The sequence below is a fragment of the Streptomyces sp. A1277 genome (assembly GCF_004795015.1).
Lineage (GTDB): Bacteria > Actinomycetota > Actinomycetes > Streptomycetales > Streptomycetaceae > Streptomyces.
In genome coordinates, this window is sequence record NZ_SSBI01000013.1 from 51,501 (window position 1) to 67,152 (window position 15,652).

The 15,652-nt window shown below is 72.9% G+C and carries 16 protein-coding genes and 1 tRNA gene; 6 read left to right on the plus strand and 11 right to left on the minus strand.

Features of this window, described 5'->3' with window-relative positions; genetic code table 11:
• Positions 1-85 precede the first annotated feature (85 nt).
• From E6R18_RS33995 to E6R18_RS11315, 3 genes are all read right to left on the minus strand, one after another.
• On the minus strand, positions 86-322 hold the full coding sequence (locus E6R18_RS33995; RefSeq protein ID WP_168712322.1) for a hypothetical protein: 237 nt from the start codon (positions 320-322) through the stop codon (positions 86-88).
• Entirely contained in the window at positions 229-657 is a 429-nt protein-coding gene (locus E6R18_RS34800; RefSeq protein ID WP_346764982.1) for a siderophore-interacting protein, read from the minus strand. Before E6R18_RS34800 ends, E6R18_RS33995 begins: the two co-directional genes overlap by 94 nt.
• Before the next feature lie 153 nt (positions 658-810).
• Positions 811-2,337: an MFS transporter gene (locus E6R18_RS11315; RefSeq protein ID WP_136316750.1), complete on the minus strand. Its 1,527-nt coding sequence runs from the start codon at positions 2,335-2,337 to the stop codon at positions 811-813.
• Between the two features lie 90 nt (positions 2,338-2,427).
• Between E6R18_RS11315 and E6R18_RS11320 the strand changes: the two genes are divergently transcribed.
• The 3 genes from E6R18_RS11320 (at position 2,428) to E6R18_RS11330 (ending at position 4,961) form a co-directional block, all read left to right on the plus strand.
• Positions 2,428-3,384, plus strand: a complete 957-nt coding sequence (locus tag E6R18_RS11320) for a LysR family transcriptional regulator (protein ID WP_136316751.1) — start codon at positions 2,428-2,430, stop codon at positions 3,382-3,384.
• A 342-nt stretch (positions 3,385-3,726) separates the two neighbouring features.
• Entirely contained in the window at positions 3,727-4,065 is a 339-nt protein-coding gene (locus tag E6R18_RS11325; RefSeq protein WP_136316752.1) for a PadR family transcriptional regulator, read from the plus strand.
• Positions 4,062-4,961: a hypothetical protein gene (locus tag E6R18_RS11330; protein WP_136316753.1), complete on the plus strand. Its 900-nt coding sequence runs from the start codon at positions 4,062-4,064 to the stop codon at positions 4,959-4,961. The genes E6R18_RS11325 and E6R18_RS11330 overlap by 4 nt, the downstream gene beginning before the upstream one ends.
• A gap of 18 nt (positions 4,962-4,979) precedes the next feature.
• Here E6R18_RS11330 and E6R18_RS11335 read toward each other — a convergent pair whose 3' ends face one another.
• From E6R18_RS11335 to E6R18_RS11355, 5 genes are all read right to left on the minus strand, one after another.
• Complete coding sequence (locus E6R18_RS11335; RefSeq protein ID WP_136316754.1) at positions 4,980-5,756, minus strand: class I SAM-dependent methyltransferase; 777 nt, start codon at positions 5,754-5,756, stop codon at positions 4,980-4,982.
• A gap of 152 nt (positions 5,757-5,908) precedes the next feature.
• Positions 5,909-7,099: an MFS transporter gene (locus E6R18_RS11340; RefSeq protein WP_240799694.1), complete on the minus strand. Its 1,191-nt coding sequence runs from the start codon at positions 7,097-7,099 to the stop codon at positions 5,909-5,911.
• Between the two features lie 177 nt (positions 7,100-7,276).
• Positions 7,277-7,462, minus strand: a complete 186-nt coding sequence (locus E6R18_RS11345; protein ID WP_026250501.1) for a hypothetical protein — start codon at positions 7,460-7,462, stop codon at positions 7,277-7,279.
• Between the two features lie 86 nt (positions 7,463-7,548).
• Positions 7,549-8,187 carry a hypothetical protein gene (locus tag E6R18_RS34000; protein WP_168712324.1) on the minus strand — a complete coding sequence of 213 codons (639 nt, stop codon included), beginning with the start codon at positions 8,185-8,187 and terminating at the stop codon, positions 7,549-7,551.
• A 302-nt stretch (positions 8,188-8,489) separates the two neighbouring features.
• Positions 8,490-8,564 (minus strand) — tRNA-Val (locus E6R18_RS11355).
• Between the two features lie 303 nt (positions 8,565-8,867).
• Here E6R18_RS11355 and E6R18_RS11360 point away from each other — a divergent pair.
• The 3 genes from E6R18_RS11360 to E6R18_RS11370 all read left to right on the plus strand — a co-directional run bounded on the left by E6R18_RS11360 (position 8,868) and on the right by E6R18_RS11370 (position 11,486).
• Positions 8,868-9,635 carry a DUF4097 family beta strand repeat-containing protein gene (locus E6R18_RS11360; RefSeq protein WP_136316755.1) on the plus strand — a complete coding sequence of 256 codons (768 nt, stop codon included), beginning with the start codon at positions 8,868-8,870 and terminating at the stop codon, positions 9,633-9,635.
• A gap of 268 nt (positions 9,636-9,903) precedes the next feature.
• A complete protein-coding gene (locus E6R18_RS11365) occupies positions 9,904-11,232 on the plus strand; it encodes a hypothetical protein (protein WP_240799695.1) in 1,329 nt (442 codons plus the stop codon).
• A gap of 29 nt (positions 11,233-11,261) precedes the next feature.
• Positions 11,262-11,486, plus strand: coding sequence for a zinc ribbon domain-containing protein (locus E6R18_RS11370; RefSeq protein ID WP_136316756.1), 225 nt, complete (start codon positions 11,262-11,264; stop codon positions 11,484-11,486).
• A 41-nt stretch (positions 11,487-11,527) separates the two neighbouring features.
• Here the strand turns inward: E6R18_RS11370 and E6R18_RS11375 are convergent, their stop codons facing one another.
• The 3 genes from E6R18_RS11375 to E6R18_RS11385 form a co-directional block, all read right to left on the minus strand.
• Positions 11,528-12,187 carry an O-methyltransferase gene (locus E6R18_RS11375; RefSeq protein WP_136316757.1) on the minus strand — a complete coding sequence of 220 codons (660 nt, stop codon included), beginning with the start codon at positions 12,185-12,187 and terminating at the stop codon, positions 11,528-11,530.
• Positions 12,188-12,306: 119 nt separating this feature from the next.
• The gene (locus E6R18_RS11380; RefSeq protein ID WP_136316758.1) at positions 12,307-13,131 is read right to left on the minus strand and encodes an HAD family hydrolase; all 825 of its coding nucleotides are present in this window, start codon (positions 13,129-13,131) and stop codon (positions 12,307-12,309) included.
• Entirely contained in the window at positions 13,128-15,638 is a 2,511-nt protein-coding gene (locus E6R18_RS11385; protein ID WP_206308262.1) for a phosphoribosyltransferase, read from the minus strand. Before E6R18_RS11385 ends, E6R18_RS11380 begins: the two co-directional genes overlap by 4 nt.
• Between the last annotated feature and the right edge of the window lie 14 nt (positions 15,639-15,652).

The window sequence follows — 15,652 nt, forward strand, 5'->3', positions numbered from 1 at the left end:
CAGCCGCAGGCGCAGCGAAATCCGGCGCTCCGCGCCTCCGGGCCGAGGAAGCAACTCCCGAGCCCTAAAGGGCCGGGATTCCTTGCTAGAGCATGTTGAAGACGTAGTCGTCGATCCGCGCGTACACGTCGTCCGAGGCGATTCCGGCGATGCCCTTGATCGCCCCGAGCACCCCGTCGACCATCAGCAGCACACCGGCGAACATGATCCCGCCGGCCGCCCAGGGGTTCATGTCCCCGGAACCCGGACCGGGACCGGAGCCGGACCCGGAAGGCGGCTGCGGCGAGGAAGGGGTGCCCGGCGGGGGCTCGGTCTGTGCCATGAGGACTCCTGGACCGGTGGAAGTGCACGTGGGACCGACCCTGCGACGCCCGCCCGGGCACGGCTACGCGAGCACACCCGTACGGGTGAACACCGGAGCCCCGCGCGGACCCGCCGCCCCGCCCCGGGGCGCAGCACGAAGCCGCCCTCCGGCTTCCCGAACCGCACCTCGTCCCCGACGCGCACGGACCGCCCCCAGGCCGCCCCCGGGCCGTCCCCGGGGCCGTACACGCACAGGTCGAGGCTGCCGGCCGGGTCGTAGTGGCGCAGGGAGTAGGTGCGGCGGGTGGTGAGCCCGCCGTCCACATGGACCCTGACCTGCCGGCCGGGCAGCACGGCGGGGCCGGCCAGGTCGCTTCCGCTGATCCGGATTCCGGCGCATCCGGGCGGCGACGGGTTCCGCCTCGGTGACCGTGCCCCGGAGCGCGATGAGGCCGAGGAGGCGCTTCCGTACCCCGCCGGCGCGCACGGAACCCTTCTCCGGGCCGCTCACACCGTCTCCCGTTCACCCGCGGGCGAACCCGGCGTCCCGGCCTCGTCGCCAGCGCCGTCACCGGCTCCGTCACCGGTCCCGTCACCGGCCGGGGCCGGGGCGGTGCGCGGGCGTCCGGAGGCGCCGAGCACGACGAAGACCGTGGCGACGAGGACCGCCACCGCGACGACCCGCAGCCCGTCCGACATCGCCGAGGTGAACGCGGCGGCGTCGGCGGCCGAGGCGTGGTCCGTACCGGACCCGGAGGCCAGCACGGTGCCGACGACGGCGACACCGAGCGCCGCCCCGATCTCGCGGGCCGCCGTGTTGAGCCCCGAGCCGAGCCCGCTCCGGTGCGTGGGCAGTCCGACCAGGACGGCCGCGGTCAGCGCCGGCGCGCACAGTCCCGTACCGGCGGAGATGACGAGGAGGTACACGGCGTACAGGGCGTACGGCGTGCCCGCGTCGGCGGTCGACACGAGGAGCAGCCCGGCGCCGATGAGGGCGAGCCCGCCGCCCGCCACCGGCCGCATGCCGTGACGGTCCTGCCAGCGCGCCCCGGCCTTCGGCATGACGGCCATCCCGACGGTGAGCGGGACGATCGCCACCCCGGCGAGGCCGACCGGGAAGCCCTTGACGTACTGGAGGTACTGGGAGTTGACGTAGAACAGCGCGAAGAGGCCGAAGAAGCCCGTGGCGATGCCCAGTGTCCCGGCCCGCAGAACGGGCGAGGCGAAGATCCGGGGGTCGAGCAGCGGTTTGGCCGCGCGCAGCCCGTGGACGACAAATGCGGTGAGCAGTACGGCTCCGAGGCCGAAGGCGGTCAGGACGTGCGCCGAGCCCCAGCCGCGCGGCGGGCCCTCGATGATGCCGTACACCAGGGCGGTCAGGGCGGCGGTCAGCAGCAGCGATCCGACCGGGTCGGGCGCGGACTTCGACCGCTCCGGGCTGCGGGGCGTGAGGCGGGCGACGGCGAGGGCGAGCAGCGCGGCGAGCGGCCCCATCGCCCAGAACAGGGCTCGCCAGGTCAGGAACTGTCCGGCGAGGCCGCCTGCGACGTTGCCCGCGAGCCCGCCGAGCCCGGCGGCCAGCGTCCAGCTGGCCAGCGCCTGTGTCCTGCGGGCGGGCGGGCTGAGGCTGACGAGGAGGGACATGGTCGCGGGCATGATGAGCGCGGCCCCGGCCCCGCACACCCCGCGTCCGGCGATGAGCACGGCGGGGGTGGCGGCGAGCGCGCTGGTGGCGGCGCCCGCGGCGAAGAGTCCGAGCCCGGCGAGCAGGGCGCCCTTGCGTCCGTAGCGGTCACCGAGCGCGCCCGCCGGGATCAGCAGACCGGCGAAGACGATGACGTACGCGTCGACCGCCCACAGCAGTTCGCTGGAGGAGGGGTGCAGGGAGGACGCGGCGAGCTGGGGGATGAGCAGGTTGATGGCCGCGACCATGCCCTGGGCGACGAGCACACAGGCGCAGAGCACGTACAGCGCGGCGCGGGAGAGGCCCGGCGTGCCGGGGGCCTCGGGGGCTTTCTGGGCATACGGGGACAACGCTCCTCCTGGGAGCCGTGGTTGAGGGGTGTGCTGTCCACCGTAGAGTGGGCTTGACTTGCTTTCCAATGCATCTTCGACAAGGGATGTATGCGCGTGACGCAATCCGGCCTTGACCTCAATCTTCTGGTCGCCCTGGACGTCCTGCTGGAGGAATCCAGCGTCTCGGGGGCCGCCGCCCGGCTGCATCTGTCGGAGCCCGCGATGAGCCGCACGCTGGGCCGCATCCGCAGGGCGCTCGGCGATCCGGTGCTGGTGCGCGCCGGGCGCACGATGGTGCCCACGCCGCACGCCCTGGCCATCCACGGCGAGGTGCGCGCGGTCGTGGAGCGGGCGCGCGGGTTGTTCCTGTCGGGCGGCAAGGTGGATCTGCGCGCCCTGTCGCGGACCTTCACGGTGCTCGCCCAGGACCTCCTGGCGGCGACGTCCGGCCCCGCGCTGTTCGCCAGGATCGCGCGGGAGGCGCCGGGTGTACGGCTCCGCTTCCTGATGGAGAGCCATGTGGACGGCCCGTTCCTGCGCGAGGGGGCCGCCGACCTGGAGGTGGGGGTCCTCGACACGCGTGCGCCGGAGGTCCACCGGGAACACCTCTACGACGACCGGATGGTGGGGGTGGCGCGGCAGGGCCACCCGCTCCTGGACGGGGAGATCACCCCGGCCCGGTTCGCCGCCGCGGACCACCTGACCGTCTCGCGGCGCGGCCGGACCGAGGGCCCGGTCGACACCGCCCTCGCCGAACTGGGTCTGCGCAGAAGGGTGGTGGGAAGCGTCGGCACCTTCCCCTCCTCCCTCTTCATCCTGCTGAACAGCGATCTGATCGGCCTAGCCTCCCGGCGCGCCCGCCCCGTAACGGACACCCTGGGCCTGCGGACGTTCGAGATCCCCTTCCGGCTGCCGCCGCTGTCCTTCGGCATGGCCTGGCACCCGCGCCACGACGCGGACCCGGCACACGCCTGGCTACGGGGCTGCTTCCGGGACCTGGCACGCGAGGAGGCCGCGCAGGACGGCGCCGAAAACCCGCTGTTCCCCGCCCCGCCCAAGGGCTAACCTCTCCTCACCCGACGGCCACGAGGAGGGGAAGTTGCCCGGTAGCCCGAGCGCGCGCTGACGCCGTAGGTCGTGATCGACCCGTCATCGCGTGCTGCCTCCGACTGCGGCACAGCGAGCCCTTCCCGCCCGACCGCCGGCGCACACACGTGCCCCGGTGGCGGCGGAACGTTGTCCTCCGAAGCTCAAGGGGCCACCCGTGCAACCCGCTCCCCGCGCCACCGCCCACCCCGCCTCCCCCGCCTCCCTTCGGCGGGACCCGGACTTCCCGCGCCTGCGGGCGGGCCAGACCGTACCGGCATATGCCGGTGAGTGACCCATGACTGCCTTACGATGACGGGCATGAGTGAACGCGCGATGCAGGAACCGACCCTCCTCCTCCTGACCGCCCTCGCGGACGAGCCCCGGCACGGCTACGCCATCGCGCGCGAGGTCGAGACGATCTCGGACGGCCGGGTCAAGATGCGCACCGGCACCCTGTACGGGGCGCTGGAGCGGCTGCTGAACGAGGGGCTGATCGAGGTGCACGCGGAGGAGGTCGTGGACAGCAGGCTGCGCCGCACCTACACGCTCACCCCGGCCGGCCGCGCGACCCTGGCCGCCGAGGCACGGCGGATCGCGGCCACCGCGCGCGAGGCCACCCGGCGCCTGGGCGTCGCCGGGAAGCCGGCCACCGCATGAGCACCCCGCTGCTGCGGCTGTACCCGGCCGGTTTCCGCCGCGCCTTCGGGGACGAGATCGCCGAGGCGTACCGGGAGGCGACCGAGGGGGCGGGCCGGATCGCCCGGCTCCGCGAGGCGGGCGACATCGCCGCGCACGCCCTGCGGCTACGGCTGCGCCTGGGCTCCGCGCACCGCGGCGGGCGCCTCTTCGCGGCCGCCGCCCCCTTCGCCCTGGCGGCCACCGCCGCGTACGCCGCCTTCGGGCTGGTCTCGATGATCAGCGACTGGCGGCTGAGCGGGAACCCGGACTTCCTGGTCCCGCTGAGCTACGTCATGATCGGCTGCGACCTGGTGACGCTGACCGGGGCCGTCCTGGCGCTGGGTGGACATTTCGCGGCGGGGGCGCGGTGCGCGTTCGCGGGGGCGCTGGCCCTGGCGGTCGCGTTGGTCGCGGTCCCGCTGTCGGCCGGGCTGCTGCCCCCGCTGCCCTTCGCCCCGTACCTCCTGGCCCCGGTCGCGGTGGCCGCCCTGCCACTGGCCTGCCCGCCGGACCTGCGCCCGTCCGGCCGCTTCCGGAGCACGGCGGGCCGGGCGGCGTTGCTGCTGTGGACCCCGCTCGCCGTGTCCGCGCTGGCCCTGACCGATGTGGACAGCCACCTCTCGGCCGTCCTCTGGCGCCTGGGCGCACCGCTGGCCGCCGCCCTGCTCCTGGCGGGACGCCCGGCCCTGGCCGGCCTGCGCACGAACGGCCAGTACGCGCTGGCCGGGGCGCCGTTCGTCGCGATGGGGTACGCGGCCGGGGTGGTGGACCAGGACACCCTCGCCCCGGCCCTGGCCGTACTGGCGGCGGGAGCGGTGGCCCTGCGCCTGTGGCGGCTGCGCGGCCGGGACTCGGGGACGGCGCGGCCCGACTGAGGCGTAAGGGGGCCGCGTTCACCCGGCGCTGACGCGTATCTTCGACTGGCCGTGCCCCAGCTTCTCCCAGTCGTCCATGAAGCGCGCGTGCAGCCCGTGCCGGGCGGCGAGGTCGATCAGGGTCTCGGTCCGGTAGTAGAAGTCCTCGCGCAGCACCTGGTGTTCGGCGCCGGTGGTGCGGTCGAAGGTGAAGTCGAAGTGCCCGCCGGGGGCGAGGATGCGGCCGACGTGGGCCAGGCACTCGTCGATGATCCCGATGGGCGAGTGCGAGAACACGCTGTGGGCGTGGACGACGTCGAAGTACGCCTCCGGCAGGAAGTCCAGCGTCAGGTCCTTGGTGATCGTCAGGTGCGGAACCTTGGCCTGGAGGCCCTGAGTGGCCAGCGTCCGCTTGGCGGCGATCAGGATGTCGGGCGAGATGTCGATGCCGTAGTAGTGCCCGGCCTCCAGGTAGTCGATGAAACGCCAGCCCGCGCGCAGGTTGCCGCAGCCGATGTCGAGCATGCGGGCGCCGGGGGTGAGCCCGTGCCCGACCAGGTAGTCGAACTGCATCTGCCCGAGCGCCAGCCAGCGCTCATGTGTCTGGCTGCCCACGGCGGCCTCGGGGTTGCGGCGGGTGTCCGAGGCCATCACGGCCCGGTAGTAGTTCACGTGGTCGGGGTGCTTGAAGGCCAGCCAGCGGTCCCGGGCGGCCCGCTTCAGATACGGCGCGATGCGGTCCGGCCGGCTCGCGGCGTACCGCACCTTGTGGGCAAGGGACTCGCGGTTGGCGACGAGGTTCTTCTTGGAGGCCATGCCTGACTCCATCTCCGCTGCAGGGCGATGCCCCGGGGCAGCCGCAGCACAAAGCGGGCCCGGGGGCGGGACATCACTCGGCAACTATAGGTCGGTGACCGACATATATAAACCACCTGTCTATTACCCCGCCTATTGTCGGCCTCGGACCCTCACACCCTCCTGATCCGGTGCACATCGCGTACGCAGGCGTTGGCGAGCCCGGCGAAGAGGATGACGGCCGCGCACACCAGCAGGACAGTCCGGCTGCTCCAGTACGCGGAGGCGACCCCCACCACGAGGTACCCGACTGGGATGGCGACCTGCTCCCCCAGGGAGTTGAAGGCGTTGAGCCGTCCCAACTCTTCGTCCGGCACCTGCTGTTGCATGGCCGTCGACCAGGTCACGATCGCCACGTCCGTCCCCGCCCCCGCCATCACGGCGGCCGCCAGCACCCAGAGCAGCGGCAGCCCCAGACCCATGGCGGCCAGCGGCAGGAAGAGCGCCGAGCTGGTGACGACGCAGACCAGGATGAGGCGCTGCGGCTTCCACAGCAGACAGACGAACGTCCCCGCCAGCAGCCCGGCGGCGAAGGCCCCCTGCACCAGCCCCCAGGAACCGGCGCCCGAGTAACTGCGGTCGGCCACCAGCGGCCCGAGCAGCTGGTACCCGGCCAGCCAGGCGGCCACGACGGCGGTACCGGAGAGCGTGTAGCTCCACAGCCAGGCCCGGGACCGGAACCCGGCCCACCCGACCCTCAGTTCGGCCAGCAGCCCCCCGCCGGGGCCACCGGGGGCAGCGGAGCCCGCGAGCCGCAGCCCGACCAGCAGGAGCGCGGCGACGACGAACGTGACCGCGTCCCACCCGAGCGCCCAGGCCGGCCCGGTCAACGCGACGACGAACCCGCCGACGACGGGCCCGATGACCTTGACGGCGTTCCGGGGCACCCGGACCAGCGCATTGGCCTGCTGAAGCTGCTCCATGGGCACGAGCCGGGACACGATCCCCTGGGCCGCCGGCGTGGTGAAGGCGGCGGCCACCCCGGAGGCGCAGGCGCACACGCTGATCGCGAAGGTGGTCGCCGCCCCCGTCGCGACGAGCACGGCGACGACCGCCTGCGCGGCCCCCGCCCCGAGGTTCCCGAGGAAGAGGAGGCGGCTGCGCGAGACCCGGTCCGCCAGCACCCCGCCGACGAGGAGGAAGACCAGGGTCGGCACGGTGTTGGCGGTGAGCACGATCCCGAGCGACCGCGCTCCACCGCCCTGCCCGATCACCGCGAAGGCCAGCGCCACGGGGGCCATCGCCGACCCGGCCGCCGAGACCAGGTGGGCGAGCAGGAAGCGCCGGAAGGCGGGCAGACGCAGCGGGGACCCGGTGACGGGAGGGGGGCGTTCGCCCCGGAGATCGACAGCAGCCGCCGGTCCTTCACGCACGTCACCCATGGCGGCCAGGTTAGAGGTGGGGGCGGGGCGGGGGCACCCGACTATTCGGAGACGGGGCCCGGCCGCCCGCCGGGCGACGAGGAAGGGCGAGGAGAGCTTCTAACCCCGCCCGTGATCGGGATCCTCGTCAAGACCGGGCAGTTCCTCGTGGCCCTCCGAGTAGTGGTTGACCCACCCGCAGAGCGCACAGGCGTACCGCCCGGCGAGACCGTGCACCTCGGTGCCGCACCGCGCACAGTCGGTGCGGGTGATCTCGGGAATCGTCGGCTCAGGCTTGCTCGTCACACGGGGACCTTACCGACTGGGGCTGTGAAGGGTGAGCCGTCGTCGCTCCCGAGGCAGTGATGACGCGCCGGGCTTGCGCGGGCCGGTCAGAAGTCGGGGCAGAGATTCTTGTGCACGGCGTCCAGGATTCTGCCTCCCGTGTCCGTGTTGTTGATGTCGGGCAGGCGCGTCGCGATGGTGAACCTGTCAAGGGTCAGCTCGATCAGCTTCGCCCTGTCCTTGGTCGTCTTGATCGAGCCGCACTGATCGAGGCCGCGGCTCACGGACTGGTCGTCCTTGCCGGGCTTCGAGATGCGCGGGTCGATCGCGTCGAGTGCTTCGAGAAACGCGGCCTGGATTGCAGACTTCTCCCCCGTGCACGGGCCAACTTCGGCTCGGGGCTCGACTGCGTCGCCGACATCGAGGGAGCGAGTGTCGAGAACGAGATCCACGTGCTCGACCCCGCCAGGTTCAGCCGCGACGACATCGGCGACTCCATCGCCGGCAGGCTCGCGGCTCCCTACAACCAGACCATCGTCGCTGCGGGGAACTGGTACATCCGGGTCAGGTACCCCGACCACGCCCCAGGGGTCGCCGAAGCTCTCGATGCCGTCGTCCTGGGAGGTCGGAGCGGTTCCTGAGAGACGGAACGTCAGGTGCGACGGCGATCCTTCGAGCCACGGAACGCATGGCGAGCCGATCGTGCCTTGAAGGCCATCCGAGGTTGCCGCGCTTCGTCGCTGCACGACGGCGAGGGACCGTCACTCCTACCGGCCCCGGACCGTTGTCAGTGCCACTTGCTAGGTTGCCTGGTGGATGGAGACCGGTCAGAGAACCTTAGAGGTCCGCGGTCAAGGGGGGTGGGCACAAAGGTCCCCGGGAGCCACCTCGGGACTATGTTGCAGGCCGTGGTTCCCCACCCCCCTCATCCTCCATGAGGCCAGTGGGCAACCCGGTCCGGGTCCGGATCTCCGGTGCCGATCCGCCCGTTGATGTCAGAGGCAGATGTCGAAGGCCCCCCGCCATGACCGGCGGGGGGCCTTCACACTGGTGGGCGCGGACGGTTTCGAACCGCCGACATCTGCTTTGTAAGAGCAGCGCTCTACCCCTGAGCTACGCACCCGTGGATGAAGCAACAGGTTACATGCCTCACGGCACATGTCGACAATCGGTTATCCAGGGGCCGAAGCCGGGCCGAGCCGGATCGTAAGTCAGGCCGGAGGCCGGATCGTAAGTCAGGCCGGAGGCCGGATCCTAGGCCAGGCCGAAGCCGATCGTAAGGCCGGGCCGACCCGGGGCATGCGTACGGGGGCTACCCCCACCCCCAAGACGGTAGCCGACCGGATCGTCGGGGCGGCGGGCGCTGCATACCGTAGGGGCATCGCAAGAGGCACAACGCAGCGCCGGCCCAGGGGGACCTATCACCATGACCATCCGTAATCGCAGCGTTCTCGTGGCCATCGGGGGCACCGTTCTGCTCGTCGGGGCGCTCAGTGGGTGCGGGAGCACGGATGTGGAGGACGCGCCTGTCGAGCACAAGTCGTTCGCGTACGGGGGGAAGGCGCTCACCATCGATGCGGAGAACTCCACCGTGGAGGTCGTCCCCGCCGATGTGGACAAGGTCGAGGTGACCCGGCAGGTCGACGGCTGGGTCATGCTCGGATCCGGGCCGGACCCCGTGTGGAAGCTGGAGGGGGACACCCTCACGCTCCGGGTGAAGTGCAAGGCCATGATCAGCAACTGCGAGGCCCGGCACGAGGTGAAGGTGCCCCGGGGGCTCGCGCTCACCGTGGATGCCGGCAACGGCAAGGTCACCGCCTCCAAGTTCACCACGGCGCTCAAGCTCTACTCCGACAACGGCGGGGTCGTCGTACGGGACGTCAGCGGACCCCTGGAGCTGAAGAGCGACAACGGGTCCGTCCTGGCCGAGCGGATCTCGTCCGGGTCCGTCGTGGCCCGGTCGGACAACGGGTCCGTGAAGCTCGGCCTCAGCAAGGTGCCGGATCTCGTGGACACCGTCAGCGACAACGGGCGCATCACCATCGACCTCCCGGCCGGCAAGACCCGGTACGCCGTGTCCGCGTCCGCCGCCAACGGGCACGTCTCCGTGGACGTGCCCCGCAGTGATGGCAGCACGCACGTCGTGAAGGCCCACAGCGACAACGGCGGGGTCTCCGTCCGGCATGCGAGCTGAGCACCCGCGCAGACCGGCCGAAGACAGCTGAAGACGCACGCAGACCGAAGACACCACGGCGAGTCACCGCCCCCGGCGCGAACTAACCGGCCCGTGTGTTCGTCCTTACCTGGTGGGAGAATGTACCGGGCAAGACGAAACGGCACGGGAGAGGCATGTGACGGCGACACACGCGCAGCCGCAGGCGAGAGCGGGCGGGAAGGCAGCGGGTTCCGTCGTCGAGGTGTTCGGGGCGGGCGGGGAGCGTGGCCGGCGGCGCCACGCGCTCGTGCGGGGCATACGTGACACCTGCCTCCTCGTCCTCGTGCCCCTCCCCCTCCTCGCCGCCGCCCTCCCCCTCGCCGTCGCCGGCGGGGGTACGCGGCGGTGGTTCGGGGGGCGCGGGGAAGGGCAGCGGGCCGAGGCGCAGGCGGCCAAGGATGCCGCCGCCGAGGCGTTCTACGAGCTGGACACCGCTCAGCGCGACCTGCAGATCTCCATCGAGACGATCACCGCCGTGGACAGTTCGCCGGCCGCCCGCAAGGCCGTGGACGACTTCGCCGCGCTCGGGCGGCGCATCGACGAGGCCAGTCGCGCGTACATCACCGCCGTCGACGCCCACGACCTGGACCGGGACGATCTCGAACCGTCGGTCGCCTCCAGTGCCCGGGCCGAGCTGTCCTCCGCGAAGGACCAGCTGGTACGCGTCAAGGGCGACCTGGACCGGTTCGCCGCCGGGCTCGGGCCCCTGCTCGGGAGCGCCGAGACGCAGCTCGCCCGGCTCGCCCCGGCCGTCGAGCGGGCGCGACAAGCGCTCCTCGCCGCGAGCAATGCTCTCGACGCGGTGCGGGCGTCCGGGCTGCGGGCCGACGATCTCGCCGCCCGGCTCGCCGCCCTGGCCCCCGAGCTGACCAAGCTCAACCAGGGTGCCGGGCGCCACGGCGTGCCCGAGACCCTTCAACGTGCCGACCAGGTGCTGCGGGACGCCGAGGCCGTGCGGGCGGAGGCCGAGAAGCTGCCCGAGCGCGCCGCCGAGATCGATCGCCGGCTGGTGTCCCTGCGCACCCGGGCCCAGGCGCTGACCACCCGGTCCGCGTCCGTCGAGCCGGTGCTGAGCGAGTTGCGGCGGAGGTTCTCCGCCGCCTGCTGGCAGGACCTCCAGCCGGTCCCGGAGCAGGCTGCCGTCAATGTGCGCCAGGCCGAGGAGAAGCTCAAGGAGGCCGCCCGCGCCCGCGATGAGCAGCGCTGGGCCGACGCCACCTCGCGGCTGAGCACCGTGCGCGCCCTGCTCAACGCGACGGACGAGGCGGTGTCCGCCGCCGGTGACCGGCTGCACCGGCTCGACCTCGTCGCCAAGGACCCGCAGCAGGAGATCCAGCGGACCCGGTTCGCGATCCGTGACGCCCAGCGGCTGGCCATGGCCGGGCGCCACACCCCCGAGCCGCGCCACGCCCGCCCGCTGGACGACGCGGTGGCCCGTCTCGACCAGGCCATCACGGGTCTGGAGGGCCGCCACCCCGACTACTGGCACTTCCTCACCGTGACGGAGGACCTGCGGCAGACCGCCGCCCACGTCGTCGCCGAGATCCGTGAAGAACGCGGGGCCGGAGCCAACTGACTCCGGCCCGCTGCGGATAGCCTGAACCCATGCCTCGTTACGAGTACCGCTGCCGCTCCTGCGGAGACACCTTCGAGCTCAGCCGTCCCATGGCCGAGTCCTCCGACCCCGCCTCCTGCCCCGCCGGGCACGAGGACACCGTGAAGCTGCTCTCCACGGTCGCCGTGGGCGGCTCGGCCGCCTCCGGCCCGGCACCCTCCGCCGGTGGCGGTGGCGGTGGCGGCGGCTGCTGCGGCGGGGGTTGCTGCGGCTGATCCAGCTGCCGCGGCAAGCCCGGCTCCCCGCCTCCCGGCGGCTACCGCTTGCGTGACAGCGTCAGGCCGTCCGCGACCGTCAGCAGCACGCTGTCCATGCGCGGGTCGGCCGACACGTGGTCGTTGAAGTCCTGGATGTCCTTCGCCGCGCCCGTGGCGTGCGGGTCGGTCACGCCGCCGTGGAACAGCACGTTGTCCGTGGTGATGACGCCGCCCTGCCGCATCCGGGGCACCAGTTCCTCCCAGTACGCGATGTAGTTGCCCTTGTCCGCGTCCAGGTAGGCGAAGTCGATGTGGGGCTCCCGCGGCATCGCGCGCAGGGTGTCCAGGGCGGGGGCGATACGCAGGTCGATGCGGTCGGCGACGCCCGCCTTCTCCCACGCCGCACGGCCGTACGCCGTCCACTCCTGCGAGATGTCGCAGGCGATCAGCCGGCCGTCGGCGGGCAGGGCCTGGGCCATCGACAGGGCGGAGAAGCCGGTGAAGGTGCCGACCTCCACGATGTGCCGTGCCCCGGTCAGCCGGACGAGGAAGGCGAGCAGCGGGCCCTGTTCCTCGGCGGACTGCATGCCCGCCCGGTCGGGCAGCTCGGCGTAGGTGGTCTCCACGAGTTCGCGCTGTACGGCGTCGAGCGGCGGGTTGTGCGCCAGCATGTACGCGTACAGCTCGTCCGTGATCTTGGTTTCGTTGCCCTTGGTCATCGCGCAACTCCCTGGTCGGCCGCATGTCCCCCCGGCGGGCGGGAACGGCGTGACTGTAGTCGTCCGCCCCGGCCCGTACGAGCGCATTTCCGCGGCGCGTCGGGCGGGCCCGCCCTACGTCACAGACCCGACGCGCGCACGAAGCGGCGCAGGATCTCCTCGCCCGCGGCCACGCCCCGCTCGGCGGTCGCCTCGACGTGCGGGGCGCTCCAGCCGGCGTCGGCGAGTTCGCCGTGGCCGGGGCGCCAGCCCCGGTCGGCGGCGAGCAGCAGGTCGGCGTCCAGGAGTGAGTCGCCGGCGGCGAGGGTGAGGGTGGCCCCGGTGCGGCGGGCGACCTCGCGCATGGCGGCGCTCTTGGTGAGCGGGCGCGGTACGGCGTAGATCTTGCGGCCCTGGAGGGATACGGCCCAGCCGCGCGGCTCCGTCCAGGCGGCGAGCTCCTTCATCCAGTCCGGGGGGAGTTCGGCCCGGTCCACGACGAGGTAGGCGAACAGGTCCTCGGCGACCCGCTCCTTGAGCAGCCACGCGGGGTCGGCGGCGGAGACGAGGTGGGCGCGGACCTCGGCGAGCGAGGCGCACTCGTCGGTGAGCCGGCGGGCCACGGTCCGCTGCCAGTCCCGGTCGGACTCGCCGTTCACGAGGATGTGGCCGCCGTTGGCGCAGATGGCGAACTCGGCCGGAGCGCCCGGGAGATGGATGCGGTGGTACTGCTCGCGGGTGCGGGTCGTGGTCGGTACGAAGACGGTGGACGGGGCGCCGGTCAGGTCGGCGATGAGCCCGGCGGCGGTCTCGGTGACGTACGAGAGGGGCTTGTGGTCGTACACCTCGACGCACAGCAGCCGGGGTGCCCGCACGTCCTCCATGGTGAGCTGGAGGGCGGCGGCCGAGTAGATGAGGGTGCGGTCGAGGTCGCTGGCGATCAGGGTCACCGGGGAGGCGGTCACGCGGACTCCACCGCCTTGCCGTCGGCGCCGGTCGCGCCGCGCGTGTACTTGGGGTGGATCAGCCCGACGCAGGTGTACGGGAGCGCGTCGACCTCCTCGACCGGTACGCCGCGCTGCTCGGCCAGCAGCCTGATGTGCTCCAGGTCCGGGCCGGCGCCGCGCCGGGCGAGGATCTTCCACGGGACGCGGCGCAGCAGCACCCGGGTCGTCTCGCCGACGCCGGGCTTGACGAGGTTGACGTCGTGGATGCCGTACTCCTCGCTGATGCGTTCCACCGCCGTCCAGCCCTCCCAGGTGGGGGCCCGGTCGGCCGTCAGCAGCTCCTTCACCTCGGCGTCCACGGCGTCCGCGACCTCCTCGAAGCGCTCGGTGACCGTGTCGAGGAAGAGGCCGGAGACGTCGGAGCCGGCGAGGTCGCGGTAGAACTTCGCGCCGTGGAAGTCGTGCGGCCCGACCAGGTCGGCGCGCAGGACGGTACGGGAGATGAGCCCGGAGACCGTGGAGTTGAGGCAGGCGGAGGGGATGAGGAAGTCCTCGCGGGTGCCGTACGTGCGCACGCAGCCGCCCGGGTCGGCCAGCACCGCGATCTCCGGGTCGAAGCCCTCCACGCCCTCGGTCTTCTCGAACTCCGTGACCGCGGCGGCCAGTTCGCGGGTGATCGCGCCCTTGCCTGTCCAGCCGTCCACGAACACGACGTCGGCCGGGTCGTGATGGGCGGCCAGCCAGCGCAGCGCGTTGGCGTCGATACCGCGTCCGCGCACGATCGAGACGGCGTAGTGCGGCAGCTCGATGCCGCGCCGTGCCCGGGCCCAGCGGCGCATCAGCACGCCGACCGGCGTACCGGCCCGGGCGAGCGAGACGAGCACCGGGCGCGGGCCGCGCTCGGCGAGGACCGTCTCGGTGACCGTGCCCACGGCGCGGGCGATCCGGGCGGCCGAGAGGTCCAGGGCGGCCTTGAACAGCTCCTGGTACTGGGCGGACGGCTGGTACTCGACGGGCAGCGACTCCGCGTAGTGCGCTCCCCCGCTCTGTATCGCCTCCTCGCGCTCCTCCGTGGGCGCCTCCAGGCGGGTGTCCGAGAGGTCCTGGAGCAGCCAGCCGACCTCGTCGGGTGCGTATGAGGAGAAGGCGGGGCCGCGAAGGGGCTCGGGCAGCAGCATGGGGGCTTCTTCCTGGCGTTCGGCGGTCGTCGCCGGGACGTATGAGGGGATCACCGCGAGCAGGACCTGCCCGGTGTGCGCGGCCAGCCGGTCCAGGAGGCCGCCCGGGGCGTGCAGCGCCGGGGTGTCGGCGGCGGAGTCGACCACGGCGACCACGGCGTCGAAGCCGGCGCCCGCCACGTTGTACGCGTAGCGCTCGCCGGGTCCGTCGGCCGGGTCGTCGTGGGCCGGGAAGACCAGCTGGGTGCGTATCGCGTAGCCCGGGTCGTCCACGGCCAGGACCGGGGAGCGGGTCGTCGTGGAGTAGCGGACCTCGGCGTTCGTGCGCTCCTCCAGGGCGGTGCCCAGGCGCAGCGGCGCGTACATCAGCTCCTCGAAGCCGAGGACCAGGACGCGGCGCGGTGCGTCGCCCAGGGCCTGGGCGATGCGGTCCGCCAAGGCGGGCAGCGCGGGTTCCAGGAGGGCGCGGTGGGCCGGGGTGAAGCCGTGCCGGCCGCCGTCCGGGACGCCGGCGGGCCATGGGAGGTCGAGGCGCGTGCGGATGCCCGTGCCCGGGGACTGCTCCTCGGCGCGGCGCCCGGCGCCCGGCGCGGACTCCTGCTCCGCGATCAAAGCCTGCCCCTTCGCGAGGACGTCGTCGGGGAGGCCGACCGTGCCGGTGCTGCGGACCACCAGGTCGACCCGGGCGCCGATCTCCGCGGCGAACTCCGCGAGCCGCCCCCGGTCGGCCGGGGAGCGCATGTCGACCAGGGCGACGATGACGTACCGGTCGCGGGGGTAGCGCTCGTGCAGGGCGCGGATCGTGTTGAGGACGGTGTTGCCGGTGGAGAACTCGTCGTCCACCAGCACCAGCACCGAGTGCGGCGAGCCGTCCCGGCCGTGCCCGTCCGCCGCCAGCAGCTCCGGGTCCTCGGGGAGCAGCAGGTGCGAGGTGGCGTGCGAGTGGGACTCCTCGAAGCCGCCCGCCCGCGCCACACCGGGCACGGGCCTGCGGGTCGAGTGGAGGTAGGGCGCGTCGCCGAGGCCGTCGGCGACCGAGTGGCCGAGGCCCGTGGCCGTCTCCGCGTAGCCGAGGACGACCGCCCGCCGCGCCCCCTCCTCGCCCAGCAGGGCGCGCACCCGGCGGCCGAGGTCGAAGCCCGCGGCGTACACCACGGAGGGGCGCTGCGGCACATGCTTGCCGAGCACGTTGGACACGAGCAGGTGTGCCCGCTTGGGGTTGCGCCGCAGGGCGAGGCCCAGCAGTTCGCGCAGCTCCCCGTCGCCCACCAGCTCGACGCCCAGTCGCTCCGCCACCCAGCTACCCGACCACACCACGTTCGCCGTCTCTTTCCACTCGCCCGTCATACCCGGTGCCGCTT

Excerpts from the sequence above, each read along its gene's own strand:
- E6R18_RS11375 (WP_136316757.1), bottom strand. The coding sequence starts at position 12,187 with ATGACCAAGGGCAACGAAACCAAGATCACGGACGAGCTGTACGCGTAC.
- E6R18_RS33995 (WP_168712322.1), bottom strand. The coding sequence starts at position 322 with ATGGCACAGACCGAGCCCCCGCCGGGCACCCCTTCCTCGCCGCAGCCG.
- E6R18_RS11335 (WP_136316754.1), bottom strand. The coding sequence starts at position 5,756 with ATGGCCTCCAAGAAGAACCTCGTCGCCAACCGCGAGTCCCTTGCCCAC.
- E6R18_RS11320 (WP_136316751.1), top strand. The coding sequence starts at position 2,428 with ATGCGCGTGACGCAATCCGGCCTTGACCTCAATCTTCTGGTCGCCCTG.
- E6R18_RS11330 (WP_136316753.1), top strand. The coding sequence starts at position 4,062 with ATGAGCACCCCGCTGCTGCGGCTGTACCCGGCCGGTTTCCGCCGCGCC.
- E6R18_RS11360 (WP_136316755.1), top strand. The coding sequence starts at position 8,868 with ATGACCATCCGTAATCGCAGCGTTCTCGTGGCCATCGGGGGCACCGTT.
- E6R18_RS11385 (WP_206308262.1), bottom strand. The coding sequence starts at position 15,638 with ATGACGGGCGAGTGGAAAGAGACGGCGAACGTGGTGTGGTCGGGTAGC.
- E6R18_RS11325 (WP_136316752.1), top strand. The coding sequence starts at position 3,727 with ATGAGTGAACGCGCGATGCAGGAACCGACCCTCCTCCTCCTGACCGCC.
- E6R18_RS11370 (WP_136316756.1), top strand. The coding sequence starts at position 11,262 with ATGCCTCGTTACGAGTACCGCTGCCGCTCCTGCGGAGACACCTTCGAG.